Genomic DNA, 24,679 nt, shown 5'->3' with positions numbered 1-24,679 from the left:
GTCCAATTTCAGTCATGGCCAACCATCGCAGCCCCGATAGCCTGGCGGTTCGCCGGCGCTGGAAACTCCCTGACTATGCGTCCGGAATTGATCACCCCGACGCGGTCCGACAGCAGCAGTATCTCGTCGAGATCCTCGCTGATGAGCAGAACCCCCGCGCCGGCATCTCTCGCCTCGCGCAACCTACGGTGAACTTCGCTTGTTGCCCGGGCATCCAGGCCACGGCTGGGACTGGCAGCAACCACGATACGGGGCTTCGTCTCGAACTCGCGCGAAATCACAAGTTTCTGGGCATTGCCGCCGGAGAGCAGGGATACTTTTTGGCGCAGGCTGCGTACGCCCTGTACGTCAAAGGTCTCGACAGCGACACGCGCCTGTTTTTGTGCGCCACTTTTGTCGACGCGCATCCATCCGCCAAGCCTGCCCGACCTCACTGCCTGTATGCAATAATTGTCGACTATGGAAAGTTCCCCAGCCAGCCCGTAGGACTGGCGATCTGCGGGGATGGTTGCAAAACCTCGTTCACGGCGCTTGCCCGCCCCGTCGCCGGTGACGTCACCTTCACCGTCAAGTTCGATGGTGCCAGCGGTCGGCTTCAACACCCCCATCAAGACCTCGCCCAGCTCGGCCTGACCGTTGCCGCCAACACCGGCGATGCCGTAAATTTCACCTCTGCGCAGCGTCAAACTGCCGTCGGACAAGGCCTGATGACCGTCGGATCGACTGGCACTTACGCCCGACAGTTTGAGAATGGGATCTCCTGCCACAACGGTCGGGTGATAGGCTTCCACTTCGAGTTGACCAACCACCATTGCCGTCAATTCGTCGACCGAATGAACCTGCGGGTCGGCTGTCGTGATCGTCCTGCCGCCGCGCATGACGGTCACGAAGTCGGCGTAGCGTTTGACCTCTGCCAGTTTGTGCGTGACCAAAACAACCGCAGTACCCTGCGCAGCAATTTGGCGCATCGTGTCGAGAAGCGCCGCAGCTTCTCTATCTGTCAGAACGGCACTTGGTTCGTCGAGGATGACGATTTGCGCTCCGCCAAGCAGCACCTTGAAAATTTCGACACGTTGCTGCTCGGCAACCGACAATGCACCGACCGGCTGGTCCAGATCGATCTCAAAGCCCAGCGAGGCCGCGCGATCACGTATTCTGCACGACAACTCCGCATCGTTGCGATCACCGATCGCGAGACGGATGTTTTCGAGAGCACTGAACGCCTTTACCAGTTTATAATGCTGGTGAACCATGCCGATGCCAAGGCGGCGCGCAGCGGCAGGCCCGTCGATTGTCACCTCTCGGCCGAAGACGCTGACCCTGCCGCTATCGGGCCGATAGAGCCCGGCAGCAACGTTCATCAGTGATGATTTTCCCGCCCCATTTTCTCCCAGCAGAGCGTGAACCTCCCCCCGGCCAAGTCGCAAGGATGCGGACGAAAGCGCCTGAAATCCGTCAAAAGACTTGGAGATGTTAGACAATTCCAACGCAATCATCGGGTCACCCTGCGTCTGGCTTTGCACGGTCCAATCGGCTATTTTTGACTTGAGACGCCGGTTACATACCAGTCCATGTTCCACAGGTCGGCATCACCCAGCACCGCGCCTGCTGCGATCCGTTCCTTGCCATCACGATCTTTCAGGGGACCTGCATAAACCTGCAGCTTGCCATCGATGATCTCCTGACGGGCTGTCTTGATCTTGTCCGCAACGTCCTTGGGAACGGCCGCTCCGCAACAGGCGATATCCGTGCCGCCTTCCTTGATGGACAGGAAGGCGCCATATGGCCCCGGATTCCAGGTTCCAGCCTCGATTTTCTTGATTTCAGGGATGAGGAAACGATCCCACACCCACATGGAAGAACAGATGGTCGCCTTCGGCGCAAACTCGGCGAGATCGCGATGATGCCCCGTCGCGTAGACGCCTTTCTCTTGCGCCACCACTTGTGGCGTCGGCGTATCCACATGCTGGCCAATGACATCCGCACCCTGCTCGATCAGTGCCTCTGTGGCCGCACGCTCCTTGACCGGATCATTCCAGGCCCCGGTGAAGACCGCGGTAACGGTCGCGTTGGGATTGATCTGCTTGGCGCCGAGTTCATAGGCGTTCACGGTCCAGTTCACCAAGCCGAACGGGTTTGCAGCCACGAAACCAAGCTTGCCGGTCTTGGATGCCCCCGCAGCTGCCATGCCGCATAGATACTGGCTTTCATAGGTGCGGCCGTAGAAGCTTTCCAGGTTGGGGCCATTTGTCGTGCCCGCCGGATTAAGAAACGCCACATTGGGATATTTGGCGGCCAGTTCCTTGAACGTGTCGGAATAGCCGAAGGCCGAGCCGATGATGACATTGAAGCCGCGCTGGATCAGCAGTTCGACAGCCGGCCGGATGGCGGTCGCGTTCTCGGGAACATTCTCCACCACGGGAATTTTGACGTTCAATTCCTTTTCCATGCGCTGGCGCGCCTCGTCCAGCGCCTGCGACCAACCGCCATCGTTCTTCTGGGAAAAGATGACCAATGCAATCTTGGTCGGACCATTCAATTTGAATGCTGCGTGCGCCGGCTGAACGGTCCAAATGGCGGTCACGAGCGCCAGGCTCACCGAAGTCGCTTTTCCCAATTGCATGACATCTTCCCCTTTTTGTTTTATCTGCTGACCTTGACGGCGGAACGTCGCCGCAGCTTCGTCGTGAGTGGGTTCCAGCGGAGCCTTCTGTCACCACGGCTTCAGGAATAGGTTCAACCGAGAGGCGGTCCTGCATCCCGCACTGATCAACGACGACATCAGATCAGCGGCAGAGCCAGCCTCTCGGATTGCTCCATCGATTGCATCGCCTCATCGTTCGATGAGGATAGGCTTCATTCAATTTGCTCCATTCAAAGCGGCGTGGATCATGCTCGGTGTAAGCGGCACCTCATGGAAACGCCCGGCTCCCAGCGGGCGCAAAGCGTCTTCCACCCCGGACGCGATGACCGCGCCGACGGCAATGCATCCGGCCTCGCCAACGCCTTTCACCCCGAGTGGATTGAGCGGCGTCGGCGTCTCGAGATGCAGGATCTCGACCTGCGGAACTTCCGTGGCGTAGGGCATCAGGAAGTCTACAAAGTTCGCGTTGATGAGGTTGCCGTCGGCGTCGTACTCGATGCGTTCGTACATCGCACCGCCTATGCCTTGCGCGAGACCGCCCATCACCTGCCCTTCGACAATCATCGGGTTGATCATGTTGCCGCAGTCGTGGACGCAGACATACTGATCGACCTTGACCGAGCAGAGTTCCGTATCGACCTCGATGATTGCGCCGTGGACACCATATGCCCAAGTCGAGCATGGTGGACTGTAATAGTCGGTCGCCTCCAGACCCGGATGCTGGCCCTCGCCTAGTGGCGGGCCATCATGACGGCTTGCTGGAGCAAACTGTGTCGCTGCCTTGGCCGCCTCGTTAAAGGCGTAACGCAGGGGATTGGTAGCCGTCGCCACCGCAGCCAGAGAAACCGAACGGTCAGTGCCAGCAACCCAGGCAGCACCGTCGCGCAGTTCGATATCCTCGATGTTGGCCTCGAGCATGTTCGCGGCGGCCTCGAGCGTCTTCTTGCGAACAATGAGCGCGGACTTGTGGATGGCGTTGCCAGACACCACCGCTGCCCGACTTGCGAAAGTTGCGACTCCCCAATCGAAGGCTTTGGTATCGCCCTCGGTTAATATGACATCTTCGACCTTGACCCCGATCTGGTCGGCGACGATCTGCGCGAACACCGTGTCGTGCCCTTGCCCCTGGGAGGTGAGACCGGTGTTGACGTAAACCTTGCCGGTGATCGGATGGATCTTGATGTGGCCGCCTTCGTAAGGTCCGAGCCCCGTGCCTTCGACATAAAAGGCCATGCCGAGGCCGATCTGCTTGCCACGTGCCGCCGCCGCCTTTTGTCGCTCGGCGAAATTCGCGACATCAAGCCGCTCCATGAGCAGCGAGAGCGCCTTGTGGTATTGCCCGCTGTCGAGGCTGACCGGCAACCCGTCAGCGAACAACAGACCTTCGCGTAGTTTGGGGAATTCGTCATCGCGAACGAGATTGCGACGGCGAATCTCAAAACGATCAAGCCCCAGTTCGTCGGCAAGCTGATCCATCGCCCGCTCGATCGCGAAACAGGCATGCGGCCTGCCGCAACCGCGATAGGGGGTAATCGGCACCGTCGGTGTGTAGACCGCCTTGAATTCCACCCAGATGTTGGGGATGCGATATGGTCCTGCGATCGACGTAGAGGCTACCTGCGCGACAGCGATGCCGTAAGGAATAAACGCGCCGGTATCGTGCAGAAAGCTGTCACGCAAGGCGATAACCTCGCCATCTTTCTTGGCATAGAGCTCGATCTCGTGGATCTGCGTCCGCTCCTGAGTCGAGCCGATGAAGGTCTCGCGCCGGTCCTCGATGAACTTGACGGGATGTCCCAACTGCATGGCGGCATAAGGCACCAGCAACTCGTCCGGATAGAAGAAGAGAATCTTCTGTCCGAAGCCTCCGCCAACGTTCGGTGCAATCACGCGCACCTTGTCTTCATCAAGCTTGAGAATTGATGCCAGACCGCCCCTAACCGAGATTGGCGCCTGGGTTCCGTCCCATACCGTCAGTTCTCCGGTAACGCGATCAAAGACCGCAGCCACCGCTCTGCCCTCCATGGAGGCCGACGTCGAACGCTCCACCCGAACTCTCAGCTTGGTGACATGTTCGGCCTCGGCAAACGCGATGTCGGGCTTGCCACTCACCTGGACGAAGTGCGCCGCGATATTGTTCGCATGGGTGGGATGAACGAGCGGAGCGCCATCGAGAATAGACCTCTCGAGATCGATCTCGACATCCAGCGGCTCGTAGTCAACATCGACGAGCGCCGCGGCGTCTTCGGCGGTATAGCGATCGACCGCGACGATCATCGCTACGGTCTGACCGACATGGTAGACGTCGCCACGTGCCAAGGGACGCTGCGTACGCCCGTCCTGAATGCTGGGGTGAGGAATAAGAAGGGGCAGCTCGACATCCAGATCCCCGATATTGTCGCACGTGTAGACTGCCATTACGCCGGGATATTCAAGCGCCGCCGAGGTATCGATCTTGCCAACTTTGGCCCGCGCGAACGGGCTTCGGACGAAAGCTGCGTGCAGCGGGTTGGAAAGCGGGATGTCGTCGACAAAGGCCCCCTCGCCCCGCAGCAGTATTGGATCAATGTTCCTCTGCACGCGAGCGCCGAACGATCTCGTAGACATGATCGCGCTCCTCAGCTCTTGCCCATTGCGGCAGCGGCCTGCCGCACCGCAGAAACGATATTCTGATATCCGGTGCACCGACACAGATTGCCGGAAAGCATGTCTCGAATACCCTCTTCAGAGAGATCCATCGGACGGTCGGATTCGAGATTGTTGAGGATGTTCATGATCATGCCGGGGGTGCAGTAACCGCATTGCAGCGCGTGACAGTCGCGAAACGCCTGCTGCAGTGGATGAAGGGCACCATCTTCCTCGGCGACCGACTCGATGGTCCGGATCTCGCAACCCTGCGCTTGCACGGCAAAAGTCAGGCAGGAACGACCAGCCACACCGTCTATGATCACTGTACAAGCGCCACACACGCCGTGTTCGCACCCAACATGCGTCCCGGTGAGACCCAACTCGTGACGCAGGAAGTCCGATAGCAGCATCCGAACGCTGACCGCGGCGGACACGGCCTGGCCATTGACAACGAGAGATACAGGCACCTTAGGGTCGGACGACGTCGCTGAAATCCTGAGCGGTTTGCGCATTGTTTTCCTCACCGAGCCCGCGAGATCGCCCTGCGAACCGCCCGCCGCACCAGCGCGGCAAGAAGATCGCGCCGGTACGCGTTGGTTGCATGCATGTCGTCGGGTGCCGTCACTTCATCTTTTACGCTCTCCGCGGCAGCGGTGATGGCGGCTTCCGAATAGTTCCCCTCGACGAGAAGCATCTCTGCTGCGTGTAACCTTACGGGCCGGGAGCCGATCCCACACGCAGCCAGTGAAACCCGGTTGCCAACGCGGTCAACGATCGCGGCAACGGCAGCAATCGCATAGTCGCCGTGACGGCGCGTGAATTCCTCGAAGGCCCAGCCGGCCCCTTCCGGCAATGAGGAGAAACGCGCGTCCACGATAATTTCGTCGGCTTGCCGGGTCGTCGTCATATGAAACTGAAAGAAGTCGGCCGCAGGTATTTCGCGCACCCCGGACGGCCCAGCGGCAGTTACCGTCCCGTCCGTGGCGAGAAGAACCATCGGCATCTCCGCGGCTGCGTCGGCATGACAGATACTGCCTACTGTCGTGCCGCGGTTTCTGATCGGCACATGGGCGACGTGGGCCATCGCCTCGCGGATAAGCGGATTGGCATTGCAGACAGCATCATTCAGTTCGAGTTCGCGATGCCGTGTCATGGCTTTGACGATGATTTGCCCCGCCTGGATGTCGATGCCCTTCAGTCCCTCGACATGCTGAATGTCGATGAGACGTGCGGGACTCGCGAGACGCATGTTCATCGCTGGAACCAGGGACTGGCCGCCGGCCAACACCATGGCGCCCGTAGTTTCCACCAACGCATCGATGGCGCGCTCAAGCGATCGCGGTGCGCAGTACTCGAAAACGGCAGGCTTCATCCACCCTCCCGTGCCTGTGAAGCAACACAAGCGCAGCTATGTCTTCGTTCCCAGGCCGGCTCTTATCGCCAGCTCATTCTTGTCCAGCGCCCAATACGGTTCAGAATGAATACCGTATCCGAAATCTGGATACGGCATCCTAAATAGCGATATGACGAAATGTCAACGTGTTTCCTCACAAACTTGTCGGGGAACTCATTTGCGTCGCGCTGTACCTGCGCCGACCGTTCTGTTCACGAGCAGGACGCCGATGACGATCAGGCCGAGTGCCAGCCAACTCCAGCGCGACAACTGTTCCGAAAAGAGCGCCACGGCAAAGCCTAGCCCCACTGCGGTGTTTACATAGCTCAACTGGCTCACGAAAACGGGACCACCCACCTGCTGCAACCGGAAGAAGAATGCATAGCCCAGACCTGTGGCGATGCCTTGGCCAGCCATGATGATGAAGGCTTCCATGGTGATGCCGCCCGACCATGTGAAAGCGCCGGCGCCAATCAGGGCCAGGGAACACAAGGCGATCCCGAGCGTCGCGGCAAGCAACGACCAAGCGGCCAGCACGAGCGGGGTCTGGCCCGACGGCCAATTGGTTGTTCGAAAGACATTGCCGATAGCCAACACTATGGGTGCTATGAGTGCTGCACCATACCAGACAGCAGATGCCGGCTGCATCGCACCGCTTGAGCGTGACAGAAGAATGATCAGAGCCCCGGCGAGGCCAAGCGCCAGACCGATCAACCGAACTGGATTCGGCCGCTCCAGACGCAGCACATACACCAGCATCAGCGTGAAAATGGGCGCGGTCGACTGGATGATTGCCGGAATACCCGAACCGAGATGAGCAATTGTCCAAACCACTGCCGACCATGGGATCGCGAATGTCAGTTGGCCAGCTACCAATGCATAGCGGATTGTCGCCGCAGTCGGTCTCAGACAATGGCCCGCGACTGCCGACACCAGCATCAGAACAAGGGTGGCGCCGAACGCTGCGGCCCCGACATAGACAAGCGGGGCCACCCCCTGCGCTGTCGCCAACTTACCGAGCGGGAAGATGGAGCCTATGCATAGACCTGCGGCAAACAGGAGCAGCACCGGCTCAAGACGAGCCCCAGCGACCGTTCTCATAGCGAGGGCTCCACCGGCGTCGCAAGCGCGCAACCAAGGACCGCCTCGCACCAGGCGGCGGCGGAGAGCAGGTCGCGTTCCCCATAGGGTCTGCCAATCAGCTGAATGCCAATTGGTAGACCGTTTTCGCTCAACCCGCACGGAATGGATATCGCTGGACAGCCACAGATCGTGACGGCGTAACCGAGTGCCAGCCAATCCAGATAAGTCGGAAGCTCGCAGCCGTCGATCGAAGACACATAGCGCTCCTCGACCGGGAACGGTTCAACGGGTGCGGTCGGGGTGATCAGAAACTCATGCTCGGTGAGAAATTGGATCATGCAACCACGCAGGATGCTTCGTTCCGCCTCTGCCCCCGCAAGAGTTGCCGCGTCGAGCTCCAGCCCCTCCTCGATGTTCCAAACAACCTCCGGCTTCAGCCTGGCACGGTGTTTGTCGAATGTATCCCTGTGCAATGCCGCAAACTGGAATGCCCGCAAGGTTTTGAAAGCGCTATGGCTGGCAAGCAAATCGGGTTCTGCCTGCTCGATCCGCAGCCCTTCACAAGCCAGTCGCTGTACTGCAGCGAGGACCACTTTGCGCACAACCCTGTCAACCGGTGAAAGGCCCAGATCCATACTGAAGGCCACCCGCGATGGTCGTTGCGGAGCCTGAGCCGCCCGCAAATATGTCGGCGACGATATCCGCGACAGCGGATCACGCAGATCGAACCTCGCCATGCCGTCCATTGCCAGCCCCACATCGGCGACATTGCGTGCTAACGGTCCGGCCACCGACAAGGTTTGGAACGGTAGCGGTGTGGGACCCATTGGAATAAGGCCTGGACTTGGGCGCAGCCCAACCACATTGCAGAATGCCGCAGGATAACGCAGGGAACATGCGAAGTCGGAACCTTGCGCGACAAATGCCATGCCTGTCGCGACTGCCACCGCCGCTCCGCCGGACGAACCGCCAGCCGAGCGCTTGAGGTCGAAGGGGTTGAGGGTACGACCGAAAACGTCATTGAACGTGTTCGCGCCAGCTTCAAATTCCGGTGTATTCGACTTAGCAAAAACCACACCATCTTCGGCTTCGATCGCTTCTACCAGATAATCCGAGTAGCGAGGAATGTGGTCGGAGAAGGCCGTGGAACCATATGTGGTTCGTACACCATCCACGGCGGCGGAATCCTTTATCGGCCAAGGGAGCCCCTTGAATCTCCCCCGTTTCCCCAGCGCTTTGTTTTGAAGCTCGGCCGCCTTCGCCTCCGCACGGTCGAAGCATGTTGTTGGCAGTGCATTCACCTGACAGTTGACGGCATCGACGCGTGCCCTGACGCTGGAGAGGAGCTCGCTCGCAGAAATTTCGCCCTTCGACAGACGTGCAACGGCCGTCGTGGCCGCCCAACTCCATGGATCATCGGCCAAGAGGGCCTCCATTTGTGAGTTTCACCACCTGCTCAATATTCTGTCCATTGAGTGGACACGACTTCTCGCCTATCAATGAGCGAGTTCTTGTGCAGGATCCGACGCTTTGAAAACCACTGGAAAAGCTGGCAACCAAGCCGCAACGAAATCGGCCGGGGCAAAGGGTGGCGACGAAACCACCGATGGCTCGGAAGATGCTCTGCGCGGTATGGCGCGCTCGTTTGCTGTCCTGGAACTGCTGGCCTCTTCGCCTGGACGTGTCGTGGATGTCACGCGGCAACTCAACTTGCCTTGGGCGACCGTTCACCGCACGATCGTCCAGCTTGAGCAGGCCCGTTTCCTGCGCCGCGATCCAGCCAGCAATCGATATGAAATCGGGCCGCGCATGTGGTTTTTGGGCTCCGCCTATCTTGCCAACCACCGCGTATTGCGCACCGCGATGCCCTATCTGGCGCGCCTTGAAGGCGAAGAAGGCATTGCCATGCAGATTGTGGAACGCATCGGCTACCAGTCCGTAGCGATCTATTCGCATCAGCGGGTCGATGAAGACATCACCAAGGCCCACTACGGCTATCATTTTCCGCTCCATTGCGGCTCGAAAGGCCAGGTCCTCCTGGCCCATGAGAGCCCCTCATTCATCGACGAATATCTTGGTCGCGATCTTGAACGGCTGACACCGGACACCATCACGGACCCGGCCCAGCTTCGGGATATCCTCGAGACCATACGCCATGACGGTTTTTCGCTGACAGTGGCTGACGTGCAGCCTTTCACCGGATCCTTGGCTGCGCCGATCAGGGATGCGGACGGAACCGTCATCTCCACCCTGTGCTTCGTATTCCGCAAGGCGCTTGCCAAGAACACAGCGCGACGCGAGGATCTGACCGACAAGCTTCTGCAGGCTTCACAGTCCATCAGCATCGATCTCGGCTGGCGCCCTGGCCAATAATCGTCACCTGCGATCTTCGTATGATCCCTGCAATTTCTTGAAGGTTTCCGCGAGCGCGGCAACGACCGTTTCGATGAACACCGTGCCGGCCTCCGCGGACGCCATGGTTGGATCGCCGAAGATCGCGGCGTGGCCGGCCTGCGGCCGTGGACGACGTCCGTAGGTGCGCGTCGGGTTTGTCGGGGCGACGAGATCCCAGCCCACCGGCCCATAATGAGCACCCTTCAGTCGCTCCATCTTGACCAGTCCGGGACGCGTCGCGAGCTGAAACGAAGCTTCGAACTCGCAACCATGCCCCATGCCGCCGACAACCGATTTGCGTTGCGCATTGATCTTCTCCGCCGCGGGCTCCCAATAGCTGACCGCTGAAACCTTAAATTCATGCGCCGCGTCCAACTCGTCGACGATATGGCGCGCAACCGCATCGTTAGCGGTGCCGTTCGGGCGATTTCCATTGAGGATAATCAGGTGTTCGAACCCCTGCCGTATCAATGCGGCGCCGATTTCAAAAAGCATCGTCTGGTAGGTGGGGATGCTGAGCGAGATCGTTCCGGGGAAGAACTCGAAAGTCTTCGATATCCCATAGGCGACTGGCGGCGCAACGAGGGCGTCGAGCCTCTGTGCGAGCAGCCAGGCGATGTGATCCGCCTGATGCGTGTCGGTATCAGTCGGCATATGCGGCCCGTGGGCCTCGGTAGCCCCCGTGGGCAAGATAACAGCCTTCTTCGCCGCAATCGCTTCAGCGACTTCCATCTGCGTCATATGGGACATCCGATGCTCGGACGATGCCTGGACACTCATGACTTGCGCCTCCTCCTTGACTCTGTCATATTCATTATATGGATATCGTATCTACTATTGAAGCATTAGTTCTTCGGCATAGCAACCGTCTTTGATATGAAATCGGCCAAGGGAAACGACATCGTGTCGGGGTTATCCATGCGCATGTTCGACTATCGCGGCGTTCAAATTGCCGACTACTACCGCGCCATCGCCGAGCATGGTCGCGCACTATTCCGGCGCCCCATGGCGGAAGCGACGGGAGCAAGAATCGAGCAGGTCGCCGACAAGCTTCTGTCCAATCGAGGCGAAGCATCGGGCGTCGCGCTCGCCGCCAAGCTTGTGGAGATCTGGAACACGCTCGATGCCGAACGCAGGCTTCAGTGGTTCACGATCATGGCCAGACAATTCGGCCCGGATGAAAGGAAACTGGACGCCGCTGTGGAGGACTGGCAGCGAACTCGTTCCCCTGAATCAGCCGCTCGGCTGGCGATCGCCTCGGAGCCACGACGTCAGGAATTGATGCGACGGATCAACCTCGCGCCGCGCGGCACCGCGGCATTGGTTTCCATGCGCGCGGAGCTTCTTACCTTCCTGAAGCAACAGCCCGAGCTCGGTGTCGTCGACCAGGATTTCGTTCATTTGCTGAGCTCCTGGTTCAACCGCGGGTTCCTATTGATGAGCCCCATCGACTGGTCGTCACCGGCAGCCACGCTGGAAAAAATCATACGCTATGAAGCTGTCCACGAGATCAAGGGCTGGGATGACTTGCGGCGGAGGCTCCAGCCGCAGGATCGTCGTTGCTTCGCCTTCTTTCACCCGCAGATGCCCGATGAACCATTGATCTTTGTAGAAGTCGCGCTGGCCGAAGGCATCCCCAACCAGATCGATGGTCTGTTGCGCGACAGGGCCAACTCCATCTCGCCGACCGCCGCCGATAGTGCTGTCTTCTATTCGATTTCCAACACGCAGGCCGGCCTCAAAGGCATCTCTTTCGGCAACTTCCTGATCAAGCAGGTGGTGGAAGACCTGCTGCGCGAACTCCCAAATCTGAAGACTTTTGTCACGCTGTCGCCGTTGCCGGGCTTTTCCAGATGGCTGCATGGCCGCTCAGGCGGCGACAAACAGACTGCAGCACGGATCCAGACGCTCGCTAAGCCGAACTGGGCTGAAGAGGACAGCGATGGGGCATTGTCGACATGGCTCGCCGGCGCTGCCGCCGAATATCTGGTGCAGGCGCGCGACGACGCCGGCAGACCCCTCGACCCGGTCGCGCGTTTCCATCTCGGGAATGGCGCGCGCCTCGAACAGATCAATGTCAACGCCGACCATTCGGAACGGGGACAACAGCAGTCATTCGGCGTGATGGTGAACTATCTCTACGACCTCAACACGATCGAAGACAACCACGAGGCATATGCGAACCGGGGAAGCATGGTGTGTTCCCGCCCGGTCCAGCGCCTGCTCGCGGCGCGATAGCCTGGACACGGTCGAAATCATCAAGCCAGAACTGATAGGGCACGACGGCATGGTATGGCGTTATCGAGAAGACGAGACTGTTCACTCCTTCCCCGAATTGGTCAGCAGTCGTATTGCCGGCCTCGACAAAGTGTTCGTCCGAAATGGCGACGGGCGTGATTTCACTTTTGCTGCCCTCTGGAAGCTGTCGGGCCAGATCGCGCAGGTTTTGGTGCGTCACGGCGTCGGCAAGGGAGACCGGGTAGCAGCCCAGATCGATAAAAGTCCCGAGGTGCTCGCTTTATTCCTCGCCTGCGCACGGGCAGGCGCCGCGCTGTTACCGCTTAACACCGCATACACAAGCGCCGAGCTCGATTATTTCATCGGCGATGCCGAACCGAAAATACTGGTGTCTACGCCAAACCAAGTCGGCACCCTGGAAGAACTCGCCACGCGCCACGGTGCAAGGCTGCTGACGCTCGGCGTCGGCGGCGACGGGACCTTGGCCGAAGCAGCCCATGTCGAGGACGGCGGCTTCATCGATATCCCCACCTCGTGGGATGATCTCATTGCCATCCTGTACACATCGGGCACCACAGGAAGATCCAAAGGTGCCATACTTACACATGGAAATCTGGCATCGAATGCCCTGACCCTGGTTGACGCCTGGCGCTTCACCAGCATGGATACGCTCTACCATGCCCTGCCCGTCTATCACACGCATGGTCTTTTCACGGCATCGAACACGCTGTTGCTTTGTGGGGGGACGATGCTGTTTCAATCCCGCTTCGATGCCGATGAAGCGTTGCGCCTGTTGCAGCAGGCAACAACGATGATGGGGGTGCCGACCTTCTACACGCGGCTCCTTGCCCAGCCGGGCCTGACGCGGCAGGCGATGGCCCATATGCGCCTGTTCATATCTGGATCGGCACCGCTTCTTGCCGAAACGCATGCCGAATTCGCGGCGAGAACAGGACACGCGATTCTCGAACGCTATGGCATGACCGAAACCAATATGAATACGTCAAACCCCTATGATGGCGACCGGATCGCAGGGACAGTCGGCAAACCATTGCCTGGCATCGACATTCGCGTGACAGATCCATCCAAGGGTAACCAGCTGGCGACCGGCAAGGTTGGCATGATCGAAGTGCGCGGGCCGAATGTCTTTAAGGGATATTGGCGAATGCCCCAGAAGACGGCCGAGGAACTAAAGGCCGACGGCTTCTTCATCACCGGCGATCTCGGCAGGATCGACGACCGGGGCTATGTCGCAATCGTCGGGCGCGGGAAAGATCTCATCATTACCGGCGGCTTCAATGTTTATCCAAAGGAAGTGGAAGCCGAGATAGATCAGATTGAAGGCGTCAAGGAGTCCGCTGTCATCGGGTTGCCCCATAAGGATTTCGGCGAAGGCGTGACTGCGATCGTCGTTCGGGCGGATGTTGGCGTGACGGAGGAAGCGATCATGTCCCGCCTCCAGTCGCGCCTTGCGAAGTTCAAGTTGCCAAAGAAAATCATCTTCGTCGACGATCTGTCGCGAAACGCAATGGGCAAGGTGCAAAAGGCGCTGATGCGGCAGACCTACGCGGAGCTCTACAAATAGAAGAACGCGCCGCCAGGTTGATCGTCCGGCGGCGCGCTAGTTGACTGAACCTGGCAGCCTGTCAGTTTCTTTTCAGGTAGGATTTCATGACCATACCGGCAACCTTGATGGCGCTGATCTGGCCATTGGATTGCGCGGCCTGAACCGATCCATCCGGCGACAGCAGCGCTTCAACATTGCCGGCAAATTGCTTGATAAGCACATTTGCCGTTTCCGTTATGATACCGACGCGGCCAAACTGCGCGATAGGCCCCGCGAGCTGGATGTCCGCGTCGATGTCGACGCGCGTGCCCGTGGGCGTCTCCTGCAGACGGTAGTCCATCTCCAGTTTGGAGCGGCTGCCACCTTTCTTGTCGACTCCTCGTCCCTCCGCGCGCCCTGAGTGGGATGAGGGATCGGCCGAAACCCGCGCCTCTCCCTCGAACGAAGCGCCGAAGGGCCCCAGTTTGATGCCAACGCGTCCCCCGTAGAGGCCGTCGCCCTTGTCCTCGGTAAGCTCAGCGCCCGGCATGCACGATGCCACGGTGCCGATATCCTGAAACAGGTTCCACACAGCCGATAGCGGCCTTGCAACCTCGAAGGATTGTGTGATTTTCATGATCTCCTCCCCTCGTTCCTCAAGCGACGGGTCTGGCGCTCCAGCCCAAATCCGGATCGGGCCAGCCCTCCGGACGGTTCACGCGGCCTGACTTGCGAAGCTCCTCGAAATACCTGCCTCTGTCGAACATGCCCGGCACGCCACGCTTCTTGGCGATCTTTGACCGGTTGTCCGCCGTTTCCTGTTCGTTGACCGACCATTTGCGCCCGGTCTTGGTCAAAACGACGCCGTAGTCTTCCAACGCTGACTCGGGCGACACCAAGCCACACTGCACGTCTTCGATCACCTTGGCCACCGGTCGGGCAAGTGGATCGCCCCAGCCACCGCCACCCGTGGTGACGATGTTGATCGTGGAACCCGCCTTGACATGCACGGTATCGCACATGCCCGGATGCCCGATCTCCTGGCCGACAGGGTCGGTGACCTTGACTTCGTAGTTCGCACCGGCCTTGCCACCGTTAACGCCGTAGCATCCAAGGAGGGATCGATCCGCATTGGAGATCAACCGGCAGTCGCCAAGCATCCGGATACGCTTGTCGTAGCCGAAGCCGCCACGATGATAGCCGGGCCCACCCGAACCTTGCTTGAGGCCGAGTTGCTCCACCAGGATCGGATAACGTGTTTCCGAGAATTCGGCAGGGAGGTTCTTCGAATTCGGAACGATGTGCACCACATCCGAACCATCCGCCCAGGGGCGGCCGGGACTACCCCCGCCGAGCACCTCGCGAAACAGGTAGAAATCCTCCTGGCGATTGCCGCCGGTGACCCCCCAAATGCGGATCGTTTCGTGATCGGCCGGCATTTTGCCATCCGTTGCTTTGGACAGGCAGGCCGCGAACGCACCAAGCGTACGCAGCATCAGGAAGAAGCGCATGCCGGTGGGCTTACCGAAGGTGGGGGTGATCAAGGTCCCTTTTGGCGGGAAGATAACTTCAATGATGTCAAGCACGCCTTCGTTGGAATCGATCTCGGCAGCACGCTCCGGCGAAGCCGCCAGCGACCGCAAGGTGGGCGCGAGCCATTTGCGAAAGTAACGGCCTTCCATCTCGTCAAGCGACCAGTTGATGGGCCCATTGGCCTCTGGGTCCGTGCCGTTGAAATCGAGAACGATCTTCTCGGGCGTCTTGATCATCTTGACACGGAGGGCGTGGAGCCGTTGCGCGTCGACACCATCCGCCTCGATGTAATCTTCGAAATGATACTCGCCATCCTTGATGCGCGGCAGGATCTCGCGGCGGAAAATCTCCGCAGTGTTCAACAAGATCTGATCGAAGGCAGCTTCCAGGGTGTCAACGCCATAACGATCCGCCAAGGCGATGATGCGCCTGGATCCCAGCTTCGCGGCACCGATCTCGGCATCGAGGTCACCGGCAAGATGCTCCGAAAGGCGCGAGTTGCGAACAATGATCTTGAATGCCGCTTCGTTTAGCTTGCCGCGCTCGTAAAGCTTGATCGGAGGAATGAGCACTCCTTCCATCCAGCTATCCGTGGCATGGACCGGAAGACTGCCAGGCACCGAACCGCCGATATCGTCGTGATGTCCGAATACCTGGCTGAAGCCGATCAGCCGCTCGCCCTGGAAGATCGGGACCGTGGTGCACAGGTCCGGCACGTGACCGATACCGCCGCAGGAATTGTACGGATCATTCCAGAAGAAGACATCGCCCGGGAAAATGTTGTCCGCCCCGAAATATTCGAACACCGGCTCCACGATTGCCGAATAGGAACGACCGGTGAGCTTGCGCCCCTTTGCATCGAACAAAGCAACGCGGTAGTCGTGCTGGTCTCGGATCATTGGCGAGCGTGCGGTTCGCTCGACAGCCGCTTCGATTTCCAGTTCGGCGGCCCGGATCGTGCCGTGGATCACTTCAAGTTCGATCGGCCCTAGCGTCGTGCGCTTCGTTTTTTCCAGCATGTCGACCTCCCCTCAGCCTTTCTTGGTCAAAATCAGGTTTCCATAAGCATCTGCGCTGACGCTCCATGATTTCGGCACCACCACGGTGGAGCCGTACTCCTCGACAATCGCTGGTCCAGCCAAAACCTGATCGACAGCCAGTTCGGACCGGTTGTAGAGCGGGCAATCGACCCAACCGGTGGCCCGCCAGAACGCCTTGCGGCTGCCAAACGGACCGGCAGCGGAGCGCTTCGATCCGTCGGGAACCAGCGACGGTCGATGCTGGATGCCAATTGCCTGGACGCGCAGGTTCACGAGTTCCACATCCTGCTCGCCCTCGTAGTGGAAACCGAAGGTCTGGTCGTGGACGCGATGGAAATCCCGGAACATGTGCAGCACCGCGGCCTCGCCCTCGAGGTCGGCCGGGATTTCAACCTGCACTTCATGTCCTTCGCCAAAGTAGCGGACATCCGCCACGCGCCGGACATCGATCTTGTCCTTGTCGATACCTTCGGCAGCGATATCGGCGATGCCATTGCCGACCAATTCGTCCCAGGCGTCCAGGATCTCGGAAGCATTTGCCGTCGACTGCCGGCGCACAAGGGTGCGGATGTAGTCGCGCCGCACATCGGAGACATGCAGCCCGAACGCGCAAAGGTTGCCCGGATTGGGTGGAGACACGATGGTGCGAATATCAAGCAGATCAGCCACTTCGGTCGCAAACAGACCGCCGGCGCCGCCAAACGCAACCATCGCGTAAGCGCCCGGGTCGCGCCCTCTTGTCGTGGTTACCTGGCGGATGCCGAAGACCTGGTTGACTGCCGCGATTTCGAGCGCGCCGGCGGCGACTTCTTCCGCCGTCATGCCAAGCTCGGCGCCCAGCTCCTCATACGCCTGGCTGGCCGCCGCTGCATCCAGCTTGATCGCGCCGCCAATTAACTGCGCCGGCAACCGGCCGAGCGAAATCGCGGCGTCCGTCACGGTCGGTTTGGTGCCGCCCTTGCCATAGCAGATGGGCCCCGGATCGGCGCCGGCGCTCTTCGGCCCGACCTTCAATTGGCCATAAGGGTCGATCCGGGCGATAGAACCTCCACCCGCCCCCACCGTGACGATGTCGAGCATCGGCGTCTTGACGGGATAGTTCTCGATCATCGAGGCTGACGTATACATCGGCGTGTAGTTTTCGATGATGGCCACGTCGGTCGACGTCCCGCCGACATCAATGGTGAGAATGTCTTTGTAGCCAGCCAGGCGCGCCATGTGGATGGAACCGAGTATCCCCGCCGCCGGCCCCGAGAGCAGCATGGTGACCGGCTTTTCACCGGCCGTCGAATGCTTCACCACGCCGCCATTCGACTGCATGATCAGAAAAGGTATGTCCCCGGACTGTTTGCGTATCTGATCGGCGGCATTCTGCAGGTAGGTCTTGCAGTACGGCTTGACGAGCACATCGATCAAGGTCGTCATCGCTCGTTCGTATTCGCGATACTCCGGCAAAACGACAGACGAGAGTGAGACGAAGACGTCCGGGAAATGCTCTTTGATCAGAGCTCCTATACGCTGTTCGTGCGCATCGTTTGCGTAGGCATGCAACAGACATACAGCGACGCACCGGACACCGTCCTCCACGAGTTCGCGCACAGCTTCGATCGTTGCCGTCTCGTCGAGGGGCTCCAGCTGTTCGCCGGCATGGTTCATGCGGCCGCCAACCTCACGAACCAGATGCAGTGGGACGAGCCGCGGCGGCTTCACCCAGAAGAATGAATTGCCGTAACCATCTGGAACTGACTGACGCGCGATTTCGATGATGTGGCGGAAGCCGCGCGTGACCACCAGGCCAAGGCCGCCGAACTTATGCTCAAGCACGGCGTTTGTAGCGACGGTGGAGCCGTGCAGCAGCATCCCCACATCCACCTCCTGAGCTCCGACCTCGCTCAGCACGCGGGCGACACCGTTGAGGAGACCAACACTGGGATCGGAAGGGGTCGAAGGTGTTTTAACCGCTGTGATCGTGCCGGAGCTCTCATCAATGGCAACCACGTCGGTGAAAGTCCCGCCGGTATCGATCGCTATTCGTATTCCCATTCGCTCTCTCCCGTATCCAAATAATGGATGCTGCATTCATATGTTGCACACGCGAGCCGGTTGAGCAAGCAGGAAAATGCCCGTCCGCTGCGGGCGTTCGCCTTGGGAATTGCCGTATCAAGGAGACGAAACGACGAACGGAACTGCCGGCCAAGACAAAGATGATCGTCGACAAAGGTAGGAATGCTTGCGATTACGGCCCGGCCTTGAACTGACTATGGCCGGCTACCTCGCTGCCAAATTTGGCTCGCACCTCATAGTCACCGGCCGGTGGTGCGAGACTTTGACGGATTAGCAAGAGCGACATCGAAATTGAGGTTGATTTTGCTGACACCTATTGGTGCTGAGTCGAACGAAAGATCTGAATACGCTCCAATTCGAGAGAGAATTCAGGTCTCCCGCTACCATCGTCCCCGACGCAGTTGTTCGCATGTTTGGGTAGACCTTTGGAGCTTCCATCCGGAGCGCCAATCTCCCAGGCAATTCGGGCATGAAGCCGTCGCTTCGAAACCTGGCCCCAATCGCGCGCCAAGCGGATCGTCTACTACCTCTTTTGGAGTAACCCAACGGGGCTGGAGATCAGGCCGACGAATGGCTATCCTGTTGTTCTTACATCGCCCCAGATGTACGTGGGCCTCATTCAAAACGAGGCAGTTCATCCGGCCTGGGTTGGACGCAAATGGCAACATTTGTCAGAGGTGGGGTGCGTTGGGCCCCATTCGTCCAGTCACATTGTTTGGGTCGGCAGGGGCAACTCGTGATGAATATAAAGATTGGACCGGCAAAGCGACCGGGACTCGAGAAGACAATTCTTGAACAGCCACTTAACCTGATCGAGGTGGACGTCGACGGTGATGACGTCCAGTTGCGCTTCTGCGCCGGCTGTCTTTACGACAATAAATCACTCTACCGCTACACAATGCGATTTTCGCGCAGCGAGATGCTGGATTTGCTCGCGGACGGCCCGACGTCCTGATCCGAGCTGGTGGCTGAATCGGTCCCCAGTCTGCCCGCGTTGATCGCCGCGGCTGCCACTGGCGCGGTCGCCGTCCATTGTCCAATGCCGTTCATTCGGGAGAACCGTCTTGTCCTGCTTGTCGACGAATGCAACCGAACCATCCAATAAGCTTAATGCCGACCTGTTCTTTTTGGCGATCCTCCTCCCCCGCAGTTCCGTTGACAGGAAAACCAACCAATCGATAGGCTTTTGGCGTTCAGACGACGATTTCCCGATACAGTTGGGTATTGGATGAAAGCCGTCGACGGTCCGAGAACTGCAATCGGGTGAACGGTTTGCTGGATAGCGAAAGACGGCAAAGTCCTCCGGCAAGAGCACGACCGGGTCGTTCGGATCTGTTCGCGGCTTCAGCCGCTGAACGTCCGCTTTTTGAAAATTCGTTGTCAATATTGAACAGAACTGGGGCCTGGCATATCGCCAGGGACCTTTGTCAGGAGTTCGTGCCGCAACACGCGCAGGTTCGGTACTGGCGACTTGGTTCCAGGGCTCCCGAAGGCTTGGCCCGCAAGATCGCCGCCCGGTTGATGATGATGGAAATCAACTGGCTTGGAGACAGTCGGCGATGCTTGATTGGCTCCAAGGCCAACAAGGAAAGCACGCGAATCTTCCTCGATCCACTTTTTGTACTGAGATCGGAGCTGACCGAAAAGGATATCGTCCTTTGCCATGACGTCGGCCCATTGAGCCACAGCTACCTTTACGATGCGAAGACCGTCGAGAATTATCGTGCCGCATACGAGAAAATTAGCAGGCATAGGCCGGCCATTGTTTTTGTCAGTGACTGGTCGCGCAACGGTTTCAGTTCAATCCATGGAGTGAACTTCCGGTTCTTGACCACGATCCCGCTGTACGTGCGCGCGGGACTGTTTGAGGGGCCCGTTGAAGCGCTTCCCGGGCTCGATGGCGTTTTCTTCCTGACGGTTGGCGCCTTCGAAACCCGCAAGAACCAGATCGCCGCGCTTGAGGCATTTCGGGATGGCGGTTTCCACCAGCATGGCGTCAGATACGTGTTGTGCGGTTCGCGCGGCGAAGGCCGCGACAAGATCATCGAGTTTGCGAAATCGGTGCCTGGCGTTGTGATGCCGGGATATGTGCCGGATAGCCAGTTGCGCTGGCTCTACGCGCACGCAGAAGCGTTCGTTCTGCCAAGCCTGCTTGAAGGGTTTGGCATGCCGGCGTTGGAGGCTGCCTATATGGGCCTGTTGCCCATTGTCTCCGAACAGAGTGCATTGGTGGAAGCAGTTGAGGGTGCTTGCTTGCAAGTGCCGCCCAAGGACAGGGCTGCAATCGGACGAGCTATGCGGCACGCCCTTTCACGGACACCGGCCGAAAAGGCGGAGACAAGCCTCCGACTGCGCGAGGTTGCCGCACGCGCGTCGAAAGAGCGCTTCTTGGAGAAGTGGCGAGAGCTTCTGACAGGTGAGTGACTGCTCGCGGGACACACGTTTGGCTGTCGCTCTGCCTCGCCCCTACATATCAATCTCAGGGCGGACAGAGATGCTGGCGGAGCATGTTGTCGCGCTTCTCGACGGACCGATCGTCAGCTTGCAGCTCCAGAAACGGATTGAGCCGTTGCGGGCGATGCCTCGATGCTGGTCCCATACAGTGTGAGTCTGCGAAGACCTGGAAATGAACTCAGGCCTCGAAAGCGGGGGTGGATTGTACCGTTCGATACCTGCCGTACCGCTCAAAGTCAGCCGCCGTGCGCAGGGCCTTGACCCTTGTGGCGGCGACAACGGCGATTGCAATGAAAAACAGGGCGCCGGGATCGGCGCTACCGCCCGAGATCGAGCTCGCAATCATGCCGGCAAAGGAAGCATTCCTGATGCTCAATACGACAGCCACCGTCTCAGGTGCCACCCAGTCCTGCACGCCGCTCAATCCCCGAACCAGGACGCCGAGCAGCATCGCCATCATCAACGATCCAAAGAGGCCAAGCTGAGACAGTACTGCGATCGGCCAACTTGATGCCCTCGAACTGCCGAAACCGACTCCAAGGCCGCCTGTGTCAACAAAGGACTGCAGGCTTTTGACGTTCCAATAGGCACGCTCCTGTCCCGAGGCGGAATCGGCCTTGTTGATGATGGTGCTGTTGATAAGCCTGACAAAAGGATCGAGCGCGTCAGCGCGGTAAAGGCTGATGCCCAGGATGCTAATCACCCCCAGCACCATGAAGAGGGCAATCAATATCTCCTCGCGCTCGACCCTACCCCGGAAGATTGATGCCGACATTGAAAGTACCACTGGAATGCACAGCAAAGCGAGGCCGACATAGGCAGTCGAAGAAGTGGACAGGATGGTCAAGAAAAGCAGGATGACCGACAACCACTGCGAAAGACGCGACTTGGTCCGTCTCCAGTAGGTATAGGAGAATGCGAGGCAGGTCAGGGAGGCGCCGGCGAACGAAGAAGCCTCGGAAAAAGCTCCGGTGATGCGCGCGAAACCAGCCTCATAAGCATTGCTTATTATCGCATAGTTGGCGGTTCTGATCGGAGCGAGGATATCTCCTATCCCTGCATTCTTGCCGATAAAATCGACTATCCCCATGCCAGCGTGCAGGCCGCACCATAAGAAGAACCCACGGCGTATCTGGTCGATCCTTTCGGCGTGCAACAGCAGGGTGCAAAGCACAATGGTCGTAAGCCCGCCGAGAATGAAATAACCCGTCTGGGAGATATTGCCCGAGATAGGGGTCAAGGACGCTTCCACGACGGTGCCCCGGATTTTCGACTGGACAAAGACCGCCGTCTGCCCCGCAAAGAACCGCGGAAACAGCCACGCTCCGATCATGGCGTAAACCATGACGCTTGCCAGAACCCAGAGGGGGCGAATGCTTCCAAACACGCTTCCGAGGTCGAGCCAGATGCGGCGCCTCGCAGCGACGGCGGCGATAAGCAGCGTCTCGAACAGGGTGTAGATCAGGGGAGACGACCCTCCCAGGAAGGTGAGGGTCACGACGGCCGTCGCTCCAAATGCCTGGGACGCGATCAGTCCGACCATCAACATGCCTCGGGCATAATAGGCAATGGCCAGAATCACCACGCACACCAGCAGACCCGGCAAAGACACCTGCATTGCTGGTTGAGCCTCCCGCTCGGCTGATCCCGATGCTGTTGACGTAAGGCGCTTCTCGATGACGCATTTTCGACACGCCTGCGCCCCCGGCAAGGGAGTCAAACGGCGTAGCCCTGCGTCCACAAGAAGCCGTAGCGCAGATCATTCCATCAGCGCCGCGTTCCGCGTGCCCGTCGAGAGTTCGGGTCGTAGGCCATTCGGGTGAACCGGCGCAGGACCCCGTGTAGAACGGAGATCGAGCGTTCGCCCGCCCAATAGTTACGATGAACCGAATAGCGGTTTTTCGGACCCTGGCCCCGGCCCATCCTGCAAACGGCTGATACCAGACTCGCGCGGGCGCAGACTAAAGAACGCCTCGACGGCGAGAAGTGTCACGCTTATACAGCCGTTGCAGGCAGGTTTTTGTCTACAATCGTTGATGTCGTTTAATTGGAGACTGATCGAGTTCTGGGTATGGGCTGGGTTCTCCAGACTCCGACATGAGGAGTTTAAACGAAATGACCACCCAAGTTGCGCATCGCGCATTTGGCCCCAAGCAGGTCGAGCAAATCAGAGAGATTTACGAACGGGCACGAGCCGTGACCGCGCAGTATCCCGACTCCCACGTTGCGAACAAAGCCGCCAGGAAGTTGATCGATGCCTTCGAAGCTCCAACTCGCAGTGAAGAAACAAGCGAGTACCGGCTAAGTGAGATCGACCCTCAGGGAAACGCCTGACATCCTTGCAAATTCTGTCAACGTCTAGCTGCGTGACGGCCATGCCGCAGGCGGCTTTCCGTTCGATCTGGTCACGCCCAGGCGATAGGGGAGCCACTGGGGGCTGGGCGGGTGGCCCCCCTATCCTGTCTCGAATTATCCGTAGACAGACCCCGTCACCCGGGCAGACGCAGGCACACTGATGTTCGTCTCGGGCCGCGTATGCCGTCAACGAAGCCTTTGGGCTAAGACCCCACAAGGACGCTTGGCTCGTCATCCACCCTTCGGATGAACGTGAAGGCTCACTTTGGGTGCCGGCCTGCAAACGGACCCCTCTCAACTTGCCACCAGCAGCAGTTTTGACATGGCCAAGATGGTCTAAAGTTTTTTTTTTTAGAAAATTAACTTAGGTTAGCGACCGTTTGTTAAGCATAAACTATTCAATTCTAGGTGGCGTGGGAAGAAATGGGCGGGCACTACAGGCTGCAGAAGTCCGGCTGCATCTTCACGAATCACTTACAAAATATCCAGTTTTTTCAGTGGGTTATACTGAGGCGTCGCGAGGGCGCCTCGTATGGGCGAAAATGGGGTGTTAGTATGGGTTCTGCAATCGGACTGCGTAATTCGGCCTCGACAAATCAATCACAAATCTCGTCGAGAGTTACTGAAGGAGGCAATGAACAGGAGTGCCTCCTTATTCTGGATGGAAGGGCTTTGGACCGAGAGTGCCTGGCTGGTGCCCTCGAAGACCATGACCTTGGCATGACAGTTGCTGCCATGGGTACAATCGAAGACTGGCGCACAAGGCAAGATGAATACCCTCCACTAACCGCCATTCTCTTCAACCTTGGCGGGCGCAAAATCACCGAACAAAGCATTGCGAATGAGATCAAGTTGATCTCATCGGAGTTCAACTCGGTGCCGGTGATAATACTGGCTGACACGGAAGACCTGGCGCAAATACTAACGGCCCTCGAATGCGGTGCGCGCGGCTATATTCCGACGTCGGTTGGCATTGATGTTTGTGTCGAAGCCGTCAATCTTGCAGCGGCCGGAGGCATCTTCGTACCAGCCTGCAGTGTGCTGCCGATGCGGCATCTGCTTGCCTCGGGCAGCCGCGACACGCGTTCGCTGACGACGATGTTCACGCACCGCCAAGCTGAAGTGGCTCAGGCACTTCGGCGTGGCAAGGCGAACAAGATCATCGCTCACGAACTGAACCTGCGCGAAAGCACTGTGAAGGTTCATATTCGAAACATCATGAAGAAACTGAAGGCCACCAACAGGACAGAAGTTGCCTATAAGGTGAACGACCTTTTCGGTGAAGGCGCGCCGGCGCAGGAGTGATG

The 24,679-nt window shown here is 58.9% G+C and carries 19 protein-coding genes; 7 read left to right on the top strand and 12 right to left on the bottom strand.

Annotated features, from left to right (window positions below):
- Window positions 1-8 precede the first annotated feature (8 nt).
- The 7 genes from ACFJIU_RS03205 to ACFJIU_RS03175 all read right to left on the bottom strand — a co-directional run bounded on the left by ACFJIU_RS03205 (window position 9) and on the right by ACFJIU_RS03175 (window position 9,172).
- Window positions 9-1,496, bottom strand: a complete 1,488-nt coding sequence (locus ACFJIU_RS03205) for an ABC transporter ATP-binding protein (protein WP_379067436.1) — start codon at window positions 1,494-1,496, stop codon at window positions 9-11.
- 38 nt (window positions 1,497-1,534) lie between these two features.
- Window positions 1,535-2,623 (bottom strand): BMP family ABC transporter substrate-binding protein, encoded by a 1,089-nt coding sequence (locus tag ACFJIU_RS03200; RefSeq protein WP_379067434.1) that lies wholly within the window; start codon window positions 2,621-2,623, stop codon window positions 1,535-1,537.
- A gap of 237 nt (window positions 2,624-2,860) precedes the next feature.
- Window positions 2,861-5,335 carry an aerobic carbon-monoxide dehydrogenase large subunit gene (gene cutA / locus ACFJIU_RS03195; protein WP_379067433.1) on the bottom strand — a complete coding sequence of 825 codons (2,475 nt, stop codon included), beginning with the start codon at window positions 5,333-5,335 and terminating at the stop codon, window positions 2,861-2,863.
- A complete protein-coding gene (locus tag ACFJIU_RS03190; RefSeq protein WP_379067431.1) occupies window positions 5,263-5,784 on the bottom strand; it encodes a (2Fe-2S)-binding protein in 522 nt (173 codons plus the stop codon). Before ACFJIU_RS03190 ends, cutA begins: the two co-directional genes overlap by 73 nt.
- An 8-nt stretch (window positions 5,785-5,792) precedes the next feature.
- The gene (locus ACFJIU_RS03185) at window positions 5,793-6,644 is read right to left on the bottom strand and encodes an FAD binding domain-containing protein (protein ID WP_379067429.1); all 852 of its coding nucleotides are present in this window, start codon (window positions 6,642-6,644) and stop codon (window positions 5,793-5,795) included.
- Between the two features lie 195 nt (window positions 6,645-6,839).
- A complete protein-coding gene (locus ACFJIU_RS03180; RefSeq protein WP_379067427.1) occupies window positions 6,840-7,733 on the bottom strand; it encodes a DMT family transporter in 894 nt (297 codons plus the stop codon).
- Window positions 7,734-7,762: 29 nt separating this feature from the next.
- Window positions 7,763-9,172, bottom strand: coding sequence for an amidase (locus ACFJIU_RS03175; RefSeq protein ID WP_379067425.1), 1,410 nt, complete (start codon window positions 9,170-9,172; stop codon window positions 7,763-7,765).
- Between the two features lie 106 nt (window positions 9,173-9,278).
- Here ACFJIU_RS03175 and ACFJIU_RS03170 point away from each other — a divergent pair, with 106 nt between their 5' ends.
- The gene (locus tag ACFJIU_RS03170) at window positions 9,279-10,121 is read left to right on the top strand and encodes an IclR family transcriptional regulator (RefSeq protein WP_379067423.1); all 843 of its coding nucleotides are present in this window, start codon (window positions 9,279-9,281) and stop codon (window positions 10,119-10,121) included.
- 3 nt (window positions 10,122-10,124) lie between these two features.
- Here ACFJIU_RS03170 and ACFJIU_RS03165 read toward each other — a convergent pair whose 3' ends face one another.
- Window positions 10,125-10,922, bottom strand: coding sequence for a creatininase family protein (locus ACFJIU_RS03165; protein WP_379067421.1), 798 nt, complete (start codon window positions 10,920-10,922; stop codon window positions 10,125-10,127).
- 138 nt (window positions 10,923-11,060) lie between these two features.
- On the opposite strand from ACFJIU_RS03165, the gene ACFJIU_RS03160 reads away from it, so the two are divergent.
- The gene (locus ACFJIU_RS03160; RefSeq protein WP_379067420.1) at window positions 11,061-12,380 is read left to right on the top strand and encodes a malonyl-CoA decarboxylase; all 1,320 of its coding nucleotides are present in this window, start codon (window positions 11,061-11,063) and stop codon (window positions 12,378-12,380) included.
- A 49-nt stretch (window positions 12,381-12,429) separates the two neighbouring features.
- Window positions 12,430-13,965 carry a malonyl-CoA synthase gene (locus ACFJIU_RS03155; RefSeq protein ID WP_379067418.1) on the top strand — a complete coding sequence of 512 codons (1,536 nt, stop codon included), beginning with the start codon at window positions 12,430-12,432 and terminating at the stop codon, window positions 13,963-13,965.
- 61 nt (window positions 13,966-14,026) lie between these two features.
- Here ACFJIU_RS03155 and ACFJIU_RS03150 read toward each other — a convergent pair whose 3' ends face one another.
- The 3 genes from ACFJIU_RS03150 to ACFJIU_RS03140 are packed head-to-tail and all read right to left on the bottom strand — an operon-like array spanning window position 14,027 to window position 18,542.
- Window positions 14,027-14,563 (bottom strand): SRPBCC family protein, encoded by a 537-nt coding sequence (locus tag ACFJIU_RS03150; protein ID WP_379067416.1) that lies wholly within the window; start codon window positions 14,561-14,563, stop codon window positions 14,027-14,029.
- 19 nt (window positions 14,564-14,582) lie between these two features.
- Entirely contained in the window at window positions 14,583-16,478 is a 1,896-nt protein-coding gene (locus tag ACFJIU_RS03145; RefSeq protein WP_379067415.1) for a hydantoinase B/oxoprolinase family protein, read from the bottom strand.
- A 12-nt stretch (window positions 16,479-16,490) separates the two neighbouring features.
- On the bottom strand, window positions 16,491-18,542 hold the full coding sequence (locus tag ACFJIU_RS03140) for a hydantoinase/oxoprolinase family protein (protein ID WP_379067413.1): 2,052 nt from the start codon (window positions 18,540-18,542) through the stop codon (window positions 16,491-16,493).
- Window positions 18,543-19,302: 760 nt separating this feature from the next.
- Between ACFJIU_RS03140 and ACFJIU_RS03135 the strand changes: the two genes are divergently transcribed.
- Together ACFJIU_RS03135 and ACFJIU_RS03130 are read left to right on the top strand one after the other, a co-directional pair.
- The gene (locus ACFJIU_RS03135; protein ID WP_379067411.1) at window positions 19,303-19,518 is read left to right on the top strand and encodes a hypothetical protein; all 216 of its coding nucleotides are present in this window, start codon (window positions 19,303-19,305) and stop codon (window positions 19,516-19,518) included.
- Window positions 19,519-20,057: 539 nt separating this feature from the next.
- Window positions 20,058-20,987 carry a glycosyltransferase gene (locus ACFJIU_RS03130; RefSeq protein WP_379067409.1) on the top strand — a complete coding sequence of 310 codons (930 nt, stop codon included), beginning with the start codon at window positions 20,058-20,060 and terminating at the stop codon, window positions 20,985-20,987.
- Window positions 20,988-21,195: 208 nt separating this feature from the next.
- Here ACFJIU_RS03130 and ACFJIU_RS03125 read toward each other — a convergent pair whose 3' ends face one another.
- Window positions 21,196-22,635, bottom strand: a complete 1,440-nt coding sequence (locus ACFJIU_RS03125) for a hypothetical protein (protein WP_379067407.1) — start codon at window positions 22,633-22,635, stop codon at window positions 21,196-21,198.
- Between the two features lie 497 nt (window positions 22,636-23,132).
- On the opposite strand from ACFJIU_RS03125, the gene ACFJIU_RS03120 reads away from it, so the two are divergent.
- Window positions 23,133-23,351, top strand: a complete 219-nt coding sequence (locus tag ACFJIU_RS03120; protein ID WP_379067405.1) for a hypothetical protein — start codon at window positions 23,133-23,135, stop codon at window positions 23,349-23,351.
- A gap of 576 nt (window positions 23,352-23,927) precedes the next feature.
- Window positions 23,928-24,677, top strand: a complete 750-nt coding sequence (locus ACFJIU_RS03115; protein WP_379072942.1) for a LuxR C-terminal-related transcriptional regulator — start codon at window positions 23,928-23,930, stop codon at window positions 24,675-24,677.
- Window positions 24,678-24,679 lie beyond the last annotated feature (2 nt).

Origin of the sequence: Mesorhizobium sp. UC74_2, assembly GCF_042701485.1 — a bacterium.
Taxonomy (GTDB): domain Bacteria; phylum Pseudomonadota; class Alphaproteobacteria; order Rhizobiales; family Rhizobiaceae; genus Mesorhizobium.
This window is presented reverse-complemented; position numbering and strand designations above follow the sequence as displayed.